Annotated in this window: 17 protein-coding genes and 1 pseudogene; 6 read left to right on the forward strand and 12 right to left on the reverse strand. The window is 71.2% G+C overall.

Going from position 1 to position 16349, the window contains the following annotated elements:
• Nucleotides 1–260, reverse strand: a 260-nt coding sequence (locus tag V6U90_RS33965; RefSeq protein WP_442933649.1) for a DUF6444 domain-containing protein, incomplete at its 3' end; no start/stop codon positions are given.
• A gap of 445 nt (nt 261–705) precedes the next feature.
• On the opposite strand from V6U90_RS33965, the gene V6U90_RS22360 reads away from it, so the two are divergent.
• A complete protein-coding gene (locus V6U90_RS22360) occupies nt 706–1053 on the forward strand; it encodes a hypothetical protein (RefSeq protein ID WP_334439971.1) in 348 nt (115 codons plus the stop codon).
• A gap of 116 nt (nt 1054–1169) precedes the next feature.
• Here V6U90_RS22360 and yidD read toward each other — a convergent pair whose 3' ends face one another.
• Both yidD and V6U90_RS22370 read right to left on the reverse strand, forming a co-directional pair.
• Nucleotides 1170–1616 (reverse strand): membrane protein insertion efficiency factor YidD, encoded by a 447-nt coding sequence (yidD, locus tag V6U90_RS22365; RefSeq protein WP_334439974.1) that lies wholly within the window; start codon nt 1614–1616, stop codon nt 1170–1172.
• Nucleotides 1617–1663: 47 nt separating this feature from the next.
• Complete coding sequence (locus V6U90_RS22370) at nt 1664–2725, reverse strand: LacI family DNA-binding transcriptional regulator (protein WP_334439976.1); 1062 nt, start codon at nt 2723–2725, stop codon at nt 1664–1666.
• A 175-nt stretch (nt 2726–2900) separates the two neighbouring features.
• Here V6U90_RS22370 and V6U90_RS33970 point away from each other — a divergent pair.
• The 3 genes and pseudogenes from V6U90_RS33970 to V6U90_RS22380 all read left to right on the forward strand — a co-directional run.
• Nucleotides 2901–3249, forward strand: a pseudogene (locus V6U90_RS33970) (DUF4127 family protein); the annotation flags it as partial.
• Nucleotides 3244–3891, forward strand: a complete 648-nt coding sequence (locus V6U90_RS22375) for a DUF4127 family protein (RefSeq protein ID WP_334439978.1) — start codon at nt 3244–3246, stop codon at nt 3889–3891. The pseudogene V6U90_RS33970 and the gene V6U90_RS22375, both read left to right, overlap by 6 nt.
• A gap of 227 nt (nt 3892–4118) precedes the next feature.
• Nucleotides 4119–6566 (forward strand): DUF4127 family protein, encoded by a 2448-nt coding sequence (locus V6U90_RS22380; RefSeq protein WP_334439980.1) that lies wholly within the window; start codon nt 4119–4121, stop codon nt 6564–6566.
• A gap of 128 nt (nt 6567–6694) precedes the next feature.
• Here V6U90_RS22380 and V6U90_RS22385 read toward each other — a convergent pair whose 3' ends face one another.
• Nucleotides 6695–7393, reverse strand: coding sequence for an alpha/beta fold hydrolase (locus V6U90_RS22385; RefSeq protein ID WP_334439982.1), 699 nt, complete (start codon nt 7391–7393; stop codon nt 6695–6697).
• Nucleotides 7394–7604: 211 nt separating this feature from the next.
• Between V6U90_RS22385 and V6U90_RS22390 the strand changes: the two genes are divergently transcribed.
• Entirely contained in the window at nt 7605–8147 is a 543-nt protein-coding gene (locus V6U90_RS22390) for a sigma-70 family RNA polymerase sigma factor (protein WP_334439985.1), read from the forward strand.
• Nucleotides 8140–9423, forward strand: a complete 1284-nt coding sequence (locus tag V6U90_RS22395) for a hypothetical protein (RefSeq protein ID WP_334439988.1) — start codon at nt 8140–8142, stop codon at nt 9421–9423. The genes V6U90_RS22390 and V6U90_RS22395 overlap by 8 nt, the downstream gene beginning before the upstream one ends.
• Before the next feature lie 157 nt (nt 9424–9580).
• Here V6U90_RS22395 and V6U90_RS22400 read toward each other — a convergent pair whose 3' ends face one another.
• From V6U90_RS22400 to V6U90_RS22435, 8 genes are all read right to left on the reverse strand, one after another.
• Nucleotides 9581–10366 (reverse strand): lysophospholipid acyltransferase family protein, encoded by a 786-nt coding sequence (locus V6U90_RS22400; protein ID WP_334439990.1) that lies wholly within the window; start codon nt 10364–10366, stop codon nt 9581–9583.
• Between the two features lie 109 nt (nt 10367–10475).
• Nucleotides 10476–11387 (reverse strand): alpha/beta fold hydrolase, encoded by a 912-nt coding sequence (locus V6U90_RS22405; protein ID WP_334439993.1) that lies wholly within the window; start codon nt 11385–11387, stop codon nt 10476–10478.
• Nucleotides 11380–11961 (reverse strand): hypothetical protein, encoded by a 582-nt coding sequence (locus V6U90_RS22410; protein WP_334439996.1) that lies wholly within the window; start codon nt 11959–11961, stop codon nt 11380–11382. Before V6U90_RS22410 ends, V6U90_RS22405 begins: the two co-directional genes overlap by 8 nt.
• A 71-nt stretch (nt 11962–12032) precedes the next feature.
• Nucleotides 12033–12602, reverse strand: a complete 570-nt coding sequence (locus V6U90_RS22415) for a DinB family protein (RefSeq protein WP_334439999.1) — start codon at nt 12600–12602, stop codon at nt 12033–12035.
• A gap of 88 nt (nt 12603–12690) precedes the next feature.
• Nucleotides 12691–14748 (reverse strand): amylo-alpha-1,6-glucosidase, encoded by a 2058-nt coding sequence (locus tag V6U90_RS22420; protein ID WP_334440001.1) that lies wholly within the window; start codon nt 14746–14748, stop codon nt 12691–12693.
• The gene (locus V6U90_RS22425; protein ID WP_334440003.1) at nt 14748–15119 is read right to left on the reverse strand and encodes an SCP2 sterol-binding domain-containing protein; all 372 of its coding nucleotides are present in this window, start codon (nt 15117–15119) and stop codon (nt 14748–14750) included. Before V6U90_RS22425 ends, V6U90_RS22420 begins: the two co-directional genes overlap by 1 nt.
• Before the next feature lie 168 nt (nt 15120–15287).
• A complete protein-coding gene (locus tag V6U90_RS22430; RefSeq protein ID WP_334440006.1) occupies nt 15288–15704 on the reverse strand; it encodes a CBS domain-containing protein in 417 nt (138 codons plus the stop codon).
• A 146-nt stretch (nt 15705–15850) separates the two neighbouring features.
• On the reverse strand, nt 15851–16294 hold the full coding sequence (locus tag V6U90_RS22435) for a PPOX class F420-dependent oxidoreductase (RefSeq protein ID WP_334440009.1): 444 nt from the start codon (nt 16292–16294) through the stop codon (nt 15851–15853).
• Nucleotides 16295–16349: the final 55 nt, after the last annotated feature.

Below are 16349 nucleotides of genomic sequence, written 5' to 3' on the forward strand. Positions count from 1 at the left end.
CGCAACGTGCGACCCTCATGACCAGGCTGCCCACCCGGCCGCCGACCCGAACGCGCCCGCAACGACCTCGGCGCCGGCTTGGCCAGCCCATCCGACGACGGCGGCCGCGACGAGTTCGACGAGTCCTGCCCGAGCCGAGCCCGCAGATCCGCGTTCTCCGCCCGCAACACCGCGTTTTCCCGCCGCAACCCGGCGTTGTCCCGCTCCAACTCAAGAACCCGGGCCTCCAACCGGGCAAGCCGCTCAAGCAGCTCCACGATGGACGGCGTTCCGGACACCCAACCATGATCCAACCCGAACGACCCAGGTCAAGCCGACCCGCCGACGAGCACCTGACCAGTCACCACCGGATTATCGCGCCGCCGATCACCTTTCCGTTTCGCCGAGCCCGGCGGGAAACGACGGAATAGCGATACCTCAACGGGTCACAGCCGGATCAGAGAATGCAACAACAGTGGACGCCCCTACCTACTCCGGTTCATCACGGCGCGATTCCGCAGGCCAGCCCCGCTCCTCCGGAACTGCTCGGCCCGCCCTCGTACCGCCGGCCCGATACCCGGCCAATACCCCTAGTGACCCCTATTCAATTCTCGACCCCCGACCACCATAGCGACGGGTTGAACTCCACAGTGGCGTCAGTACGATCAATGGCGGCCTATGGAATAGGCATTCACTGTTTAGTGACCTGGAGGTCGAATGTCATCAGTGTCATCGAAGAAGCGCGCCGCCGGTTTCGCCCTGGCCCTGACCGGGGCCATGGCGGCGACGCTCGCACCGGCGAGCGCGGCCTTCGCCGCACCGGAGATCGGTGCCCTCGGTTGTAGCTCCGGCTCCAGCATCTACGCCTGCTACACCGGCTACTCCGGTGCGGTCGACCCGGTCTCCATCCGGTGGTACGTCAACGACGTCCACTCTGTGCAGAACGACAACCTCCCGTCGATGAGCGTGCTGTGCACCCCGGGCACCTCCGCCACCATCAAGGTGGTCGTCTCCGACGCGTCGGGCAGCGACACCGCCTCCACCACCCACCTGTGCCGTACCCGTTGGTGGTGACAACCCTCGTCAGCCGGTGACCGTCGCGCGGAACGGCACCGCCGCACCGGTCACCGGCTGACCACCCGGCCCCACCCCGTCTTCACACCGGACCATGCCGGGCACGGTCAGTGCGGTCAGCGCACCGGGTCGTGGGTGCCCCGCGACACCCCCGGACGACACCGACGCACCCGGTCTGCCGCCATCCGACCACCCACCGCCAGCCCGTACCGCTCCACCGCCGCCAGCCCGTACACCCCGCACGTCGGCGTGAACCGACACTCCCCCGGCCAGTGCGGCGACAACCACCGCCGGTACCCCCGGATCGCCGCCGTACCCGCCCGGTCCACCACCGGCACCCGGGTCACCGACGCCACCCCCGCACCGAACATCAACAACGTGGAGAAGAGCCCGAAGTCACAGCAGTCCGGGCCGTCGCAGTGGTCACAGCCGCTGCATCCGTCGCAGCCGTCGAGGTGGCTCTTTTTCTTCTTCTTGCGGCCGTGGTGGTGCTGGTCGTGCCTGCAGTCGCCGACGCAGACATGGTCATGCCGGTGACCGTGACCGGCTCTCACGTTGAACATGCGCGACATCATGCTTCAGCCGCGCCACCTCCCGACGACCGCTCCGTCTACCGTCCGGGAGGGACATCGGCTAGGGTCTCCCCCTCGACCAGCAGGCACGGCAGCAGCCGCTGATGGTCGCTGCCGCTGCCGTTCAGGATGCTGTCGAGCACCTCGATCGCCTGCCAGCCCATGTCCTCCCGGGGAATGTGGAAGCCGGTGAACTCGGTGTCGGTGTCGGTGTCGGCCTGCCGGGTGGGATCACCGAGGGCGAGCACGGACAACTGCTGCGGTACGGAGATACCCCGGGCCCGGGCAGCGGCGGTCAGCGCCACCGCCTCGACGAGTTCCTCGCAGAACACGGCGGTGACCCCGGCCGGGAGGAGCACATCGAGCAGTTCGCCCGACGAACGTCCGGCAACCGGTTCGTGTCGGCCCTCGGCCCCGGCCGCGCCGACCGCCCCGGTGAAGCCGGCCAGGCGGTCGACGGCGGATTCGGCACCGGTACCGGCCCCGACGTAGGCCATGACCCGGTGGCCGAGGCCCACCGCACGGTCGACCAGGGCTGCGGTGGCCCGGGCGTAGTCCGCGCCCACGTAGGGCACTGCGCCGCCCGCGCCGGATTCCAGGTACGCGTCCTCGCGCCGGCCGACGGACACGAACGGCATCTCCCCGGCGACCATCCGGGCCAGTTCGTCCCGGGGGATCTCCCGGCCGAGCAGCACACAACCGTCCGCGAGCCGGATGCGGCTGTTGTCGTGGAAGATCCTCCGGCTACCCCCGACCGCCGGGGCGCTGGTGAACAGCAGCAGGTCGCATCCGATTTTCTCGGCGCAGGCCTCGATGCCCAGCAGGAACGGGTGGTAGAAGTTGGCGCTGGTGCTGGGGAAGACCGGCTCGTAGGTGAAGACGCCGAGAATCTGGTTGTGCTGCCGCAGCAGGCGCCGGGCGAGCGGGTCGGCCACGTACCCCGTCTCGCGGATGACGCGCAGCACCCGTTCCCGGGTCTCCGGCGCGATGTTCCAGGCGGCCTCACACCGGTCGTTGAGCACGAGAGACACCGTCGTCTGGCTCACTCCGGCCGTCCGGGCGATCTCGCGCTGGGTCAGCCTCCCACGTGCTGCGGCCACGGGTATCGGTCGCCTCTCCGGTAGTGAGCGGTGTCGCTGGGATGCTGCCCGCCCATCCCAGCGGACGTCAAGGACCAGCCCGTGGAGTAATTCGTATTACTGACTCCGAAAGCCTTGACCCGGGGCATGGCCTGCTTCAAGACTCAGCAAACCCCCACCCCCGCAAGGAGCCGAAGTGCCTGATCCTGCCCTGTCTCGACGCAGTCTCCTCCGCGCTGCGGGTCTCGCCGGCTTCACCGGTGCCGGTCTCACCGCCGTCAGCCTCCCGGCCCGCGCCGACACTCTGGAAGCCACCCGGCTCGGCACGATCGGTCTGGTACCGCTCGACGACCGCCCCTACACCTGGTACGCCCCGCAGCAGATCGCCACCGGCGCCGGCTACCACACTGTGCTGCCGCCGCGCGCCACCCTCGGACGGCACTTCACCCCCGGCGACGGCCGGGCCGTCGGACAGTGGCTGACCAGCTCAACCGGCCAGGCGGACGCCCTGGTCCTCGCGCTGCCGATGCTCGCCTACGGTGGCCTGCTCAACTCGCGCAACAGTTCGGTGCCGGAAGAGGAGGTCCTCGCCCGACTGGAGGCGGTACGGGTCGTCCGCGGACCCACGGCTGCTGCCCCTGCTCAACGGCCGGATCCGCTACGCCGAACTGGCCGGTTACTCCGGCTGGAACATCGGCATCAGCATCGCCCAGTCCCTGTTTCGCTGGGCGCTGCTCCAGCGTTCGGCCCGGGGTGACCTGACACCGGGCGCAGCGGCCACCGTCGGTGAGCCGGTCCTGGCGGCCCGGCGGGCGCTCCTGCACGACGCGGCACAGGCCAGCGTCGAGCTGTCGGTCTCCGAGTGGGTACAGACCGACTCGTACCGCAACAACGTCCGGGACGCCACCACCGCCCACGCGTCCGCCCTGGGCGAGCCCGACCCGCAGAACATCAGGACCTACTTCCCTGAGATCAACGCGTACGCCGTCGACAACACCACGCCGCACGCCGAGAAGCTGTTCGCCGAGCAGTTCGCCGGTGTCCCGCTCGCCCTCGGCAGCGACGGCCGGGCCCCGGTGACGGCCCGGGTGGACCGGCTCGACGCGTGGCACATGTACCTGCCCTGGAACCGCACCGGCGAGATCGCCGCCGAGCCCCGGATCGTCCTGCACCGGGGTCAGCAGTGAGGGCGCGGTCGGTACTGCTCGCCGCACTCCTCGCCGGCACTGGCCGGTCTCTACGACTACGAACACCAGGTCAACGGCGCCAGCGCCGCAGCCACCGCCGTCTCGGGCCGCTACACCACCTACACCAGCCTCCCGGTCGCCCACAACGGGCTCGGCATCCTCAAGACGGTCGGCTACGCCGGCACCCGATGACGCCCCCTGCACCGACCCGGAAGAATCGAGAACCGATGCGCCGCACCATCAGCGTGCTCGCCACAACCGCCCTCACCCTCACCCTCGCCGCCATCCTTCCCATCACCACCCCGGCCGCCTCCGCCAGCCCACCGGACAACCTGGGTCAGCTCGCCGTCGTACCGCTGGACGACCGGCCGTTCACCTCGTACACCCCGGTCGCGGTCGCCGAGGCCGGCGGCCACCGGGCGCTCACACCCCCGACCAACCTGCTCGGCGAATTCCAGACCTACGGCGACAGCGAGGCGGTCGGCGCCTGGTGGCGCAACGCCGCCGCAGGCGCGGACGGTTCGGTCGTCGCGGCCCCGATGCTCGCCTACGGCGGACTGGTCGCCTCCCGGTCCTGCGGTACCAGCCTGGCCGACGCCCAACGGCGGCTCACCGTGCTGGACGAGGTGAAACGCAACAACCCCGACAAGCCGCTCTACGCGTTCGACGTGATCATGCGCCTCACCATCGAACCGACCAGCTCCTACCCCGGGATCCACTCCGGTCCGATCCGCCGCTGGGCGATCCTGTCCGACCAGGTGGTGAACCTCGGCCGGGAGGACCTGCGGGCCGAGTACGAGCAGGTCGCCGCCGAGATCCCGGCGGAGGTCAAGGCGGACTACCTGTGCGCCCGGGCCCGTAACAACCAGATCAACCGGGACATGGTCAAACGGGTCGCGGACGGCACCATCGACTACCTGATCCTCGGGCAGGACGACGCCACCGAGTACGGCCCGCACCGCCTGGAGAAGGAGGGCCTGGCCGCACTCGTGGCGGAACTCGGCGTCGGGGACCGGGTCAAGATCTACCCGGGCGCGGACATCCTCGGCGCCCTGCTGGTGGCCAGGCACGTCACCCAACGGCTCGGTGCCACTCCGACGGTCGACATCGAGTGGTCCCGTACCCCCGGTGACCAGTGGATCGCGCCCTACCAGGACATTCCCTACGCCACGCTGGTCGGGGAATACCTGCGTACCCTCGGCGCCCGGACCGTCGACAGCCCGGACGCGGACATCCTGCTGATGGCGAACACGGCCGGCGGCGGCCGGCTGGAACCGTTCGCCGACCGGATCCACGACGCGGTGGCCCGGGGCCGGCTCGTCGCGGTCGGCGACGACGCCTTCGCCGGCAAGGTGGACGCCGAACTGCGCTCGCTGCTCGCCCCCCGGATCCGCTTCGGGGAGCTGGCCGGCTGGTCGGGCTGGAACATCGGGCTGTCGATCTCCCAGTCGGTGGTCCGCGCGGCGCTGCTCCAGGCCAGCCGGACCGGCACGCTGCCGGGTGTGCCGGGCACAGCGGTGGGTGAGCCCGTTCAGCAGGCCCGCCGGGCCATCCTGCTGGGCGCCGCCACCGCGCACGTCGAACTGACCCTCCAGGAACTGGCGCACACCGATCTCTACCGCAACCAGGTGCTCAGCCAGGTCCAGGCGTACGCCCGGAACAACGGCGACGATCCGCAGTACATGACGAAGGTCTTCGAGGGCGCCAACCAACTCGCCGTGGAACGGGCCCGACCGCTGGCCGACCGGCTCTTCGCCGACGAGTTCGCCGGCACCCCGGTGCGGGCCGGCAGCGACGGCACGGACGAGATCACCGCCGTGGTACACCGGCTGGAGTCGTGGACCCTGGGGCTGGCCTGGCCCCGGTACCAGGAACTGGAGGCCTTCCCCACCCTCGCGCTGAGCACCGCCCCCGCCGACCGTGACTCGCTGATCACTGTCTCGTCCCTGCCGTCGCGGACCACTGTCCGGCCGGAGTCCGACGTGGACGCCCCGTTGACCACGGTGGTCCGTAACGACTTCGGCGCACCGGTGACCGCGCGGGTCAGCACCAGCGCCCCTGCGGGCTGGGTCGTCCCGCAGCCCACCGACGTACGGCTCGCGCCGTTCGAGGTACGGGAGATCCCGTTGACCGTGGGGGTCCGGCAGCTCGCCGCCGGGCAGAGCGGCACGGTCACGGTCAACGCCACGCACACCTCCGCGCCGACCCGGTCCCGGCAGTTGACCGCCGGGGCGACCTCGACGGTCAACGCGGTGTGGCGCAACGTGGCGCTGGAATCCGAGGGTGCGACGGTCACCGCGTCCGGTTGGTGGCAGCAGTACGTGCCGCGCAACGTCATCGACGGCAACCGCAGCAGCGCCGGCAGCCGCTGGATCACCGACCCGGCCGACAGCCACTGGTTGGAGGTCCGGTTCGCCGGTGTGGAGCCGATCGACACTGTGCAGCTCCACCAGTACGGCGGGTACGAACTCACCTCGTACCGGATCTCCGGTCTGGTCGACGGTGCCTGGCGGGTACTGGCCGAGGTCACCGGGAACTCGACCACGGTCACCAGCCACAGTTTCGCACCGGTCCGGGCGACCGCGGTGCGTCTCGACGTGCTCGGCAGCCGGGACGACCGGGCGCGGCTCTACGAGATCGAGGTGACCTGCCGCAACGCGTCCTGCGGCGGCTGACCCGGACGAGGACGGCGGACGTACGGACCCGCTGCCGGTGCCGGCACTGACGTGCCGGCACCGGCAGCGCCGTGTGTCGGGCGGACGACGGTGGCCAGCAGTCAGCAGTGGTCCGCAGTCGGCGGTGGTCAGCGGTCGGCGGTGGACTGCGTCGCCAGCCGGTACGCCTCCAGCCGATCGGCCAGCTCCGCCGGCCGGCTGAGCATCACCAGGTGCCCACCGGCCATCTCGTCGGGCACCATGCCCAGCCGCTCCCGGACCACCCGGCGCATGAAGTCGGCGGGGAAGAACCGGTCGTCGCGGCAGAGCAGGAACCGGGTCGGCACCTCCGGCCGGGCCGGCAACGGCCACGGCTTCTCGGCCGGGGTCATGGACTGGTCCCGGTGATGGTGGGCGGCCTCGGCGACCACCTCCGGTGGCACGTCGTGGAAGAAGGTGGCCGCCAGGTCCGCGTCGGCGGCCACGCCACCCCGGTCGGCCTGCTCGCGCCGGGCCTGCTCGTAACCGGTGTTGTCCCACCACTGTGCCGGCGGCTCGCCGGGCACCGGAATCATCGCGCTGAGCAGCACCAGCAGTCGTACCGGCAGCCGTTCGCAGACCAGTGGCGCGGTGAACCCGCCGAACGAGTGGGCCACCACGATCAGGTCGGTACGGTCACCGACCGCCCGGACGACGGCGGCAACGTACTCGTCGAGGCCGGCCGCGTCGTCGTCGGCGGGCAGGTCGACCGCGATCGCCTCCTGCCCCCGGGCATGCAGCTCCGCCGCAAGCCGGTGCCAGGTCCAGGCGGCGCCTCCGGCACCGGGAATCAACACGTACGTCGCCACGCCACTCTCCTCACCCGTCCGGCGACGCCCACCGTCACCAGCCAGTTACCTCTACCATCGCAGTCCGACAGATTTCTTCCTGTCCACCCTGGTGATGGCGCTGTCCCCGGCCGCCTTCCGAGGGTCGCCTCCCCGACTCGGCCCAGGGTGTCACCGGAACGCCCAGCCGTCGGTCGTACCAGGTGAACCGACGGAAACGGGAGGGAACGATGTGGACGGACAGGCCCAGGTCCAGGAGGTGTACGCCGCCTCGGCGGCCCGCCTCGTGGCCCAGCTCTTCGCGGTGACCGGGGACTACGCCGAGGCGCAGGACGCAGTGCAGGAGGCGTTCGTCCGGGTACTCGCCCGGCCGGGCCGACTGCGCCAGGTGGACAACCCCGAGGCATGGTTACGCACGATCGCGCTGAACGTGGCGCGCTCCCGGTACCGGCGGCGGGCGGTGTTCGACCGGCTGGTCCGCAGCGGGCGGCTGACACCGGCGGATCGGGGCGTACCGGAACTCTCGCCGGACCACGTCGTGCTGGTCGCCGCGTTGCAGCGGCTGCCCCGCGCGACCCGGGAGACGGTGGTGCTGCACCACCTCGCCGACCTGCCGGTGGCCGACGTCGCCCAGGCGCTGGGCTGCTCGGTCGAGGCGGTCAAGACCCGGCTGGTCCGGGGCCGGCGGGCGCTGGCCACCGACCTGGCCGAGACGGGAGATCCGGCCGGCGCCCTCGTCGCCAGCACCAGGGATCGGGGGATCCGCCATGCCTGAACTCGACTTCAGTGGGCTGGACAGCGCCGCCCAGGCCGCATTCAAGCCGCACTTCGCGGACGTGGTACACCGGGCGCGCCGACGCCGTCGTACCCGGATCGGCGCAGCGGTGGTGACCGCCGTAGCGGTCCTGGCCAGCGGTGGGGTGGCCGTCGCGCAGCTACCGGCCCGCCACGCCCTGCCCCCGGCGGACGATCCGAAGCCCACGCCGGAGTTCCTGCCCGTCCCCGACCCGTCCGCCTCGGCCCGGGCGCAGGCTCCCGGGCGGCAGATCAAGTACGGCCCGATGCAGGCCGGTGACCTGGACCGGTTGTACGTCCGCTACAACGACTGCCAGGACGGGGACTGCGCCCTCGGGGTGGCGGTCAGCGCCGACCGGGGCCACACCTGGCAACGGGTCCCGCTGCCGGTACCGGTCAACTCGCTGGTGGTCCTGCACGCCACCGGTCCCCGGAGCCTGGTCGCCCAGGCCCACACCCAGACCCGGCTCGGCGACGGTTTCCAGCCGGGTGAGTCCTTCTGGCTGACCAGCGTCGATGGGGGATTGACCTGGCGCCGGGCGGAGCTGCGACAGGTGCCCGCGCTACCGGCCAACGCCCGGGTACCGGACCGGATGCCCGGCCCGGACCTGGACGCGCTGATCACCGTCGACCCGTCCACCGGGGACGTGCTCCAGTTGGCCCGCCGATCCACCCTGCGGTTCGCCCGGTTCGTCGACAGCATCCCCGCCGATGCGGGCCTCTGGGTGAGCGGGTACACCGGTGCGACGTACGGGTCCGACGGCGGCGCACTGCCCACCGGCAGCGCGGTCGAGGTCAGCCGGGACGGTGGTCGGAGCTGGCAGCGGTACGCCTTCCCGGAGCAGCTCGTGTCGAACGACGACGACTTCGGCGGGCCGGCGATCGCCAGTCACAACGGGCAGACCGGGTACGCGGTCGGCCGGGTCGGCGGGACGTTGCGGATCTACCGCAGCGTCGACGGCGGCCGGAGCTGGCAGCGGACCGCCGCCACCGCGCAGGTCGGCGAGCGGCGGATCGCGGCGGCGGTCCGCTCCGACGGGACGCTGGTCGTCCAGGCCGGACTGGACGCCAACGAGAACCCGGTGATGTTCACCAGCACCGACCGGGGGAACAGTCTGCAACCGACGACCATCGGGCCGGGCGCCTCGGCGGTCCCGGTGCCGGGTGGGTACGCCCAGTCGGGCTGGCCGCAGAGCAGCGCGAGTTGGCTCTCCGCAGACGGCAACGACTGGTCCCACGTCACCCCACCCGACTGATCCACCCGCCTGGACGTCGATGACGACGAGTGCTGTTCCTGCCATGCCCCGATCGTGGCTCTCCGGCGGGCGGTACGGCAGACACCATCGCGCCCGGTAGCGGAACGGTCCGGTCAACCTCCGGTCCGCCCGTCGACTGGCCACAGTGGGCGGGCGGTCAGCCGGCCGGGTCCGCCGCCGGGTCGGCGGCCGGGTCGGCGGCCGGGACCCGCTGGCCCCGCGCCTCCAGCAGGGCGGCCTCCTCCAGGGTGGGCGCGCTGCCACCCAGGTGCGCGGGCTGCCACCAGGCGTCGTCGGGACCGGCCGGGGTGTCCGGGTACTCCCGCTGCGCCCGGTCGACCAGGGCGGACAGCCGCTCCGTCAGGTCGGCGTTCATCACGTTGGCGTCCGGGTAGTCCGCCGGGTTCATCGGCTCCCCGACGATGATGGTGATCGGTACGTGCCGACGGGTCAGGGTCCGTGGGCGCCCCTTCGTCCAGAGCCGCTGCCCGCCCCAGAGCGCGACCGGCAGCAGCGGTACCCGCGCCGCCTTGGCCATCCGGGTGGAGCCGCTCTTGAGTTCCTTGACGGTGAACGAGCGGCTGATCGTCGCCTCGGGGAAGACCCCCACCACCTCACCGCCGCGCAGGGCACGCAGCGCCGCACCGTAGGAGGCGGCACCGGCGTTCCGGTCCACCGGGATGTGCCGCATACCGCGCATCAGCGGGCCGGCGATCCGGTTCGTGAAGACCGACTGCTTCGCCATGAACCGGACCAGCCGGCCGGACTCCTGGGCCCCGAATCCGCAGAAGATGAAGTCCAGGTAGCTGACGTGGTTGGCAGCCATCACCGCGCCCCCGCTGCGCGGTACGTGGTGCGCGCCCTCCACGGTGATCCGCAGGTCCAGCACCCGGAACATCGTCTTGGCGGCGGCGATCACGGGCGGGTACACGAGTTCCGGCATTCCGCGACATTACCCCGCCGGATCTGGCAGGATCGCTGCGGCTGCCCGATGACCGGCGGATTCCCCCTTCCGGGTCACGCCGCGCGGCGCCGGTTCGCCCCCGCGCCGGTCAGCGGACCGCACCGAGGAACCGGATCACCAGTTCCGCCAGCGGCCCGGGGCACTCGACGACCATCGCGTGGCTCGCGCCGGCCAGCGGGTGTACCCGCAGCCGTGGATTCGCCGCCGCGACCTCGGCCAGCCGACCGCCCAGGCCCCGCCGGTACGCCCCGTAGAGCCGGGCGAACGGACGCTGCTCGGGCAGGTCCTCGGTGGCCAGTACGTGCAGCAGCGGCACGGTCAGGTCCCGGTAGAGCGGCACCAGGTCGAGTTCCGCCATCAGCTCCCGGACCCGGGCCAGCACCTCCGGACCGGGTCGGAGGCGCACCGCGCCCCCGTCGACGACGAGATTACGGTCGAAGGCGGCGAGCGCGACCTCCTCCGGCTGACCGTGCCGGGCGACCATCGCCAGGTGGGCGTCGCGGAACTGGGCCACCTGCTCGCTGGTCAGTGGCGCCGCGAACGCCCCGGCCATCGTGGTGAAGACCGCCTCCAGTCGGGCCAGTTCCCCGGTCGCCTCCTCGACATCCAGCCCGACGAGTTGGTCGGCACGGACCGGGGTGGGGTTGCCGTCGAGGTTGACCGCGCCGGGGCACTCCGGGTGCCGGGCCGCCCAGTGCGCGGCCACCATCCCGCCGAGGGAGACCCCGACCACCGCCGGGGCGTCGAGCCGTAGTTCGGTGGCGACCGCGACGAGGTCCGCGTCGACCGCGTCCCAGTTCCACGGGCCGTCCCCGGAACGGCCGTGGCCACGCAGGTCGACGACGACCACCCGGTACGCGGCGCGGAGCAGCCCGGCGAACGGCACGAGCCCGGCGAGGTTGCCACCGGCCCCGGGGAGCAGCAGCAGGGGCGGGCCGTCACCACCGACGTCCCGCACGGCCAGAGGTACCGTCCCGGAGCGGATCACCGTGTCAGACATGACGGGACCGCCCTTCCCGCCCACCGGCCGTCGCGTCCGGCACGGCGGGACCACCGTTTCTGGCACCGGGCGGCGCGGCGGCGCCGCCGTCGCGGGTACCCGGTGTGACGGCGGGACCGCCGTCCCGGGCCCGGAGCCGGTCCCGTACCGAGGCGGGGATGACGCCCCCGTCCGGGTGCCGGGCCAGCTTGCCCCGGGTTACCAGGTCGTGCACGCCCTGCCGGGTGATGCCGAGCATGGCGCCGGCCACCGCGTAGGAGACCGAGGTCGCAATGGGATGGCCGACCCGCCAGGCGAGCGCCTGCCCCAGCGGGGTGCGCCACCAGTCCACCGGCGGCGCGAACGGCCCGTCGTCGGGATACAGCGTGGCGACCAGTCGGATGGTCACGCCGAGCGCGGTGGTGTCGTCACCGGTGAGGATGCGCTGCGCCCAGTCGCCGGCCCTGCTCTGGACGGCGGTGCGGAGCGCCGTCACCGCGTCGTCGGATTCGAGCAGGATCTCCAGTGGATCGAGCAGCCGGATGTCGAGCAGCCGGGTGAGGTGTGCGGCGAGTTCCGCTTCGCTGGGTGGCACGATCCACCCCCCTTCTTGACAGAGATCGTCAAGCACTTGACGACTGTTGTCAAGTAAGGGATGGGGCAGGTTCAGTCAGCCGGCCTCCAGGGCTGCAACCAGGGGGTGGCCGGCCACTGCTCCACCGCCGCCAGCAGCGGGTACGCCGTCGCGCCGTCCACCACCTCCCGGACGATGTCCGCGTGGCCGGCGTGCCGCGCGGTCTCCTCGATCAGGTGCAGCAGCACCCAGCGCACGGACCACGCCTCGACGTCGGCCGGGAACCAGGGCACCTCGTGCGGCACCGGCACCGGCCGCCCGAGGTCGGTTATGCCGTCCAGCACCGCCTCGGTCCGCCGCGCCACCTCGTCGTACCCGGACAGCACGCCGGCAAGGGTCTCCCCGGGCGCCAGCCGGAACTGCGACTCGTAGTCCCCGGCGGAGGCCACCGCACCCTGCTCGACGAGATCGATCCACCACCGTTCCATGGACGCGACGTGCTTGACCAGACCTCCCACGCTCAACGCGCTGACCGTGGGTGGCGCCCGCGCCTGCTCGTCGGTGAGCCCGTGCGCGGTCACCCGGATCATGTGACGCTGGTGGGCGAGATAACCGAGCAGCGCGGACCGTTCGTCGTGGACCGGGGAAACGAGTGCGGACACGGGCGGGTCACCTTCCGGCGGTGAGGATGGGGTTGTCCCATCCTCACCGCCGGGTACGACACTCCCAGGTCCGCTACGACGGTCCGCCTCAGCGGCCCAACCGGTCCATCTCCAACCGGCCCCGGGCGAAGGCGTCCACCCGACCCCACCGGCCCGGGATGTCCAGCACCTCGATCCGCCCCATTCCCACCGGCAGGACCGGCTCCACCGCCAGGTGCCCCTCATGCGGCTCGATTCCCAGCATGGTGCGGATCAGCAGCATCGGCGTACCGGTCGACCACGCCTGCGGACTACACGCCGTCGGGTACTCGACCGGGAACTTGGTCAGCTCCCGCGGGTACCCGCCGAACGCCTCCGGCAGCCGGCCGTCGAAGTACACCGAGGCGTCGATGATGCCCTGGGCGATGATCGCGGCCTCCTCGGTGAACCCGTAACGGCGCAGCCCCCAGGCGATGAACGAGTTGTCGAACGGCCAGATCGTGCCGTTGTGGTAGCCGATCGGGTTGTACCGGACCTCGCCCTCGGCGAGGGTGCGTACCCCCCACCCGCTGAACAGCCTCGGCCCCACCAGGTGTTCGGCGAGCTTCACCGCCCGCTCCTCGGTGACGATGCCACTCCACAGCAGGTGGCCGATGTTCGACGAGAGGGTGTCCACCCGACCGCCCTGCGGGTCCAGCCCAAGGGCGTAGTACTCGCCGTCGGCCACCCACCAGTCCCGGTTGAACCGCTCCTTCAGCTCCGCCGCCTCCCGCTCCAACCGGTCGGCGAACGCGGGGTCACCCCAGAACTCCCGGGCCAGCCGGGCCGCCCGGACCTTGGCGTCGTAGGCGTACCCCTGCAACTCGCAGGTGGCCCGGGGAAAGCCCGGCAGCCGACCGTCCCGATAGGAGATCGAGTCCCAGGAGTCCTTCCAGCACTGGTTCTCCAGACCGGTGTCGGTGTTGCGCCGCTCGTACCAGATGTAGCCGTTACCCACCAGGTCCGCGTAATCGTCGATCCACTTCAGCGCCGCCCGGGTCTCCCGCTCCAACTCCATGACCAGCGCGCTGTCCCCGCTCCACCGCTCGTACTCGTCGAGCAGCACCACGAACAACGGCGTGGCGTCCACCGAGCCGTAGTACGGCGAGTGCGGCTGCTCCTCGAAGGCGGCGGTTTCGCCGTACCGCATCTCGTGCAGGATCCGACCCGGGTCCTCCTCGCGGAAGTCGTCGAACCGGGTGCCCTGGAGGGCGGCCAGGATCCGCAGCGTCGTGCGCGACAGCGACGGGGTGAACGGCAGCGTCTGGAGGCAGGTCAGGATGCTGTCCCGGCCGAACATGGTCATGAACCACGGCAGGCCGGCGGCCGGCAGCGTCTGCCCGGCCAGCGAGACCGGCGAGAAGCGCAGTGCGGCCAGGTCCACCAGACTCCGCTTGTACGTCCGGGCCAACGACTCCCACTCGCAGTTGACCTTCGGCGCTGCCGCGATCCACTCCTCCAGGTCGTGTTGCATGGCGAGCCGCTCGTGACCGTGCGCCTGGAGCCCGATCCGCAGGTCCCGGCCACCCGGACCGACCGCCGCCGTCCGCACGTCGATGTCGACCTGCCACCGCTCGTTCGGCTCCAGCCGGATCGAGTACGCGAAACCGTCCCGGTCGTACCGGGGCCCACCGGTGGCCGTGATCGTCGTCTCCCGGCGGAAGTTGCCCCGCCGGTAGCCCAACCGCAGCCGGTCGGCCTCGACCTCGGTGTAGATCTCGCCCTTCTTGTTCAGGATCTCGTCCTTGACCTGGAACAGGTCGGCGAAGTCCGAGCCGACGTCCATCCGGACCTCCAGCTCGACCGGCGCCTCGTCGTGGTTGAGGATGGTCAACCGCTCCCGGAAGCTGCCGCCCACCGCCCGCTCCCGGATGATCGACAGCTTCGCGTCGACATAGTGGGTGGCCATCCCCGGCACCAGGAAGAAACGCGCCTCGTAGTACTGGAGGTCGTCGTAGGAGAGCGAGGTCAGCCGCTCACCGTTGACCGTCAGCACCCACTTCGACAGGAACCGGGTGTCGATCGAGAAGAGCCCGGCCGGCTCGACCGGTGTCGCCTCGATGTCCCCGGTCGGTTCGGAGACCACGAACGTGTTTCCGTCCAGGATGCGGACCAGATGCTCGGCCATCAGCACGCCTCCTTGACGAAGTCCCGGCGCGGACCCCGCGCGTCCGGCGAACCGGGAAATATCCGTTCGATCTGGAGCACCAGCAGGGCGTTGCCAGTGACCGTCAGGTCCCCCCGGAGCAGGGCGGCGATGACGTGTTCCCGCCCGACGGCGATGTCGTCGAAAAGCTCCGGACTGGTGCTGATCACCGTGTCGGCCTCATGTTCGGCCCGGGTCACCTTGAGCGTGCCGTGGTCGATGAGGACCAGCCAGTGGTCGGTGTGCGCGTCCTCGCGGAAGTCGAAGCGCACGGTCCCCGCAGCCTTCTCCAGCCGGGGCTCGTACCCCCGCCGGTCCAGGTCCTCGAAGAACCGTGTGGTGGCCTCCCCCATCAGGCGTCCCCCTCTGTACGGTGCGACCGGACGTCACCGCAGGGGTCCCCGCCGACCGGCAGCTCAACCTCACCCGAATCGGATGAGCACCTCCGGTGTAAGGAAGGGCCCCTTCCTATCGCTTTCGGTATAGGAAGGGGCCCTTATTAACACCTGGGAACCGGTTGGTCAGTTGTTCGGGTCGTCCGCGCTGATGTCGGCCAGCACCGACTGCGGCTCCCGCTCGACCGCGAGGTCACCGATGGAGACCAGACCGATCAGTCGGCCGTCCTCGATCACCGGCAGCCGGCGTACCCCGTAGGTGCGCATCAGGTCGGCGGCGGCCACCGCGTCGTCGTACTGGCTGACCGTCACCACGTCCGAGGTGGTGACCCGCTTCAACGGCGTGGTGGCCGGATCCATCTGCTCGGCCACCGCACGTACGGTGATGTCCCGGTCCGTCACGATCCCAATGACGTCGTCCCCGTCGGTGACGATGACGTCACCGATGGCACTGTCCCGCATCTCCTGCGCCGCCGCGGTGAGCGTGTCGTTGGCGTCCATGGTCACCAGCCGGGTCGTCATGAACTCTCCGACGGTCGTCATACCTGCTCCCCTCTCGTGTCGGCACCCGCGGTCTACCCGACCAGCCGGAGAGGTAACGGCGACGCCGGGACGGCGACACCCGGGACGCCGGGACGCCGTAACGGCGACGCCGGGCCGCCGGGAGCAGGGTCAGCCGCGGGGCAGGGTCAGCCGCGGGGCGGGATCCCGTACACCCGCTCGACATGCAGCCGCAGCACGAGCCGGCGGTCCGCGACCATCGCCCGCCGGTAGTCGTCCCAGTCGGGGTGTTCGCCCTGCACCGCGCGGTACAGCGCGATCAGTTCCTCGACCGTCGGGTCGGCCGGGTCGGTCGCCACCGGGCTCAGCTCGGCCCGCGCCTCGGCCACCGCGTACGCCCAGCCGTCAGGCGTGCTGACCTGGAAACTGGCGCGCGGGTCACGACGCAGGTTGGCGGTCTTGGCCCGGCCGTCGGTGATGGAGACCCGGATCAGGTTCCGTTCCCGGTCGAAGGCGTAGCTCACGTTCGACAGTTGCGGTCGGCCGTCCCGCTTGATGGTGGCGAGCACACCCAGTTGCCCGTCGGCGATCAGGTCGATCAGCCGCCGGGTCGTCGTCCCGTCGTCCGCCATGGTGCCCCCTACCCAGTCACGGCTCCGGCCCGGCGGCGTTCCGCCGGACCGGACC

It is taken from the genome of Micromonospora sp. CPCC 206060 (assembly GCF_036906895.1).
In the GTDB taxonomy this organism is placed as follows: Bacteria; Actinomycetota; Actinomycetes; order Mycobacteriales; family Micromonosporaceae; genus Micromonospora.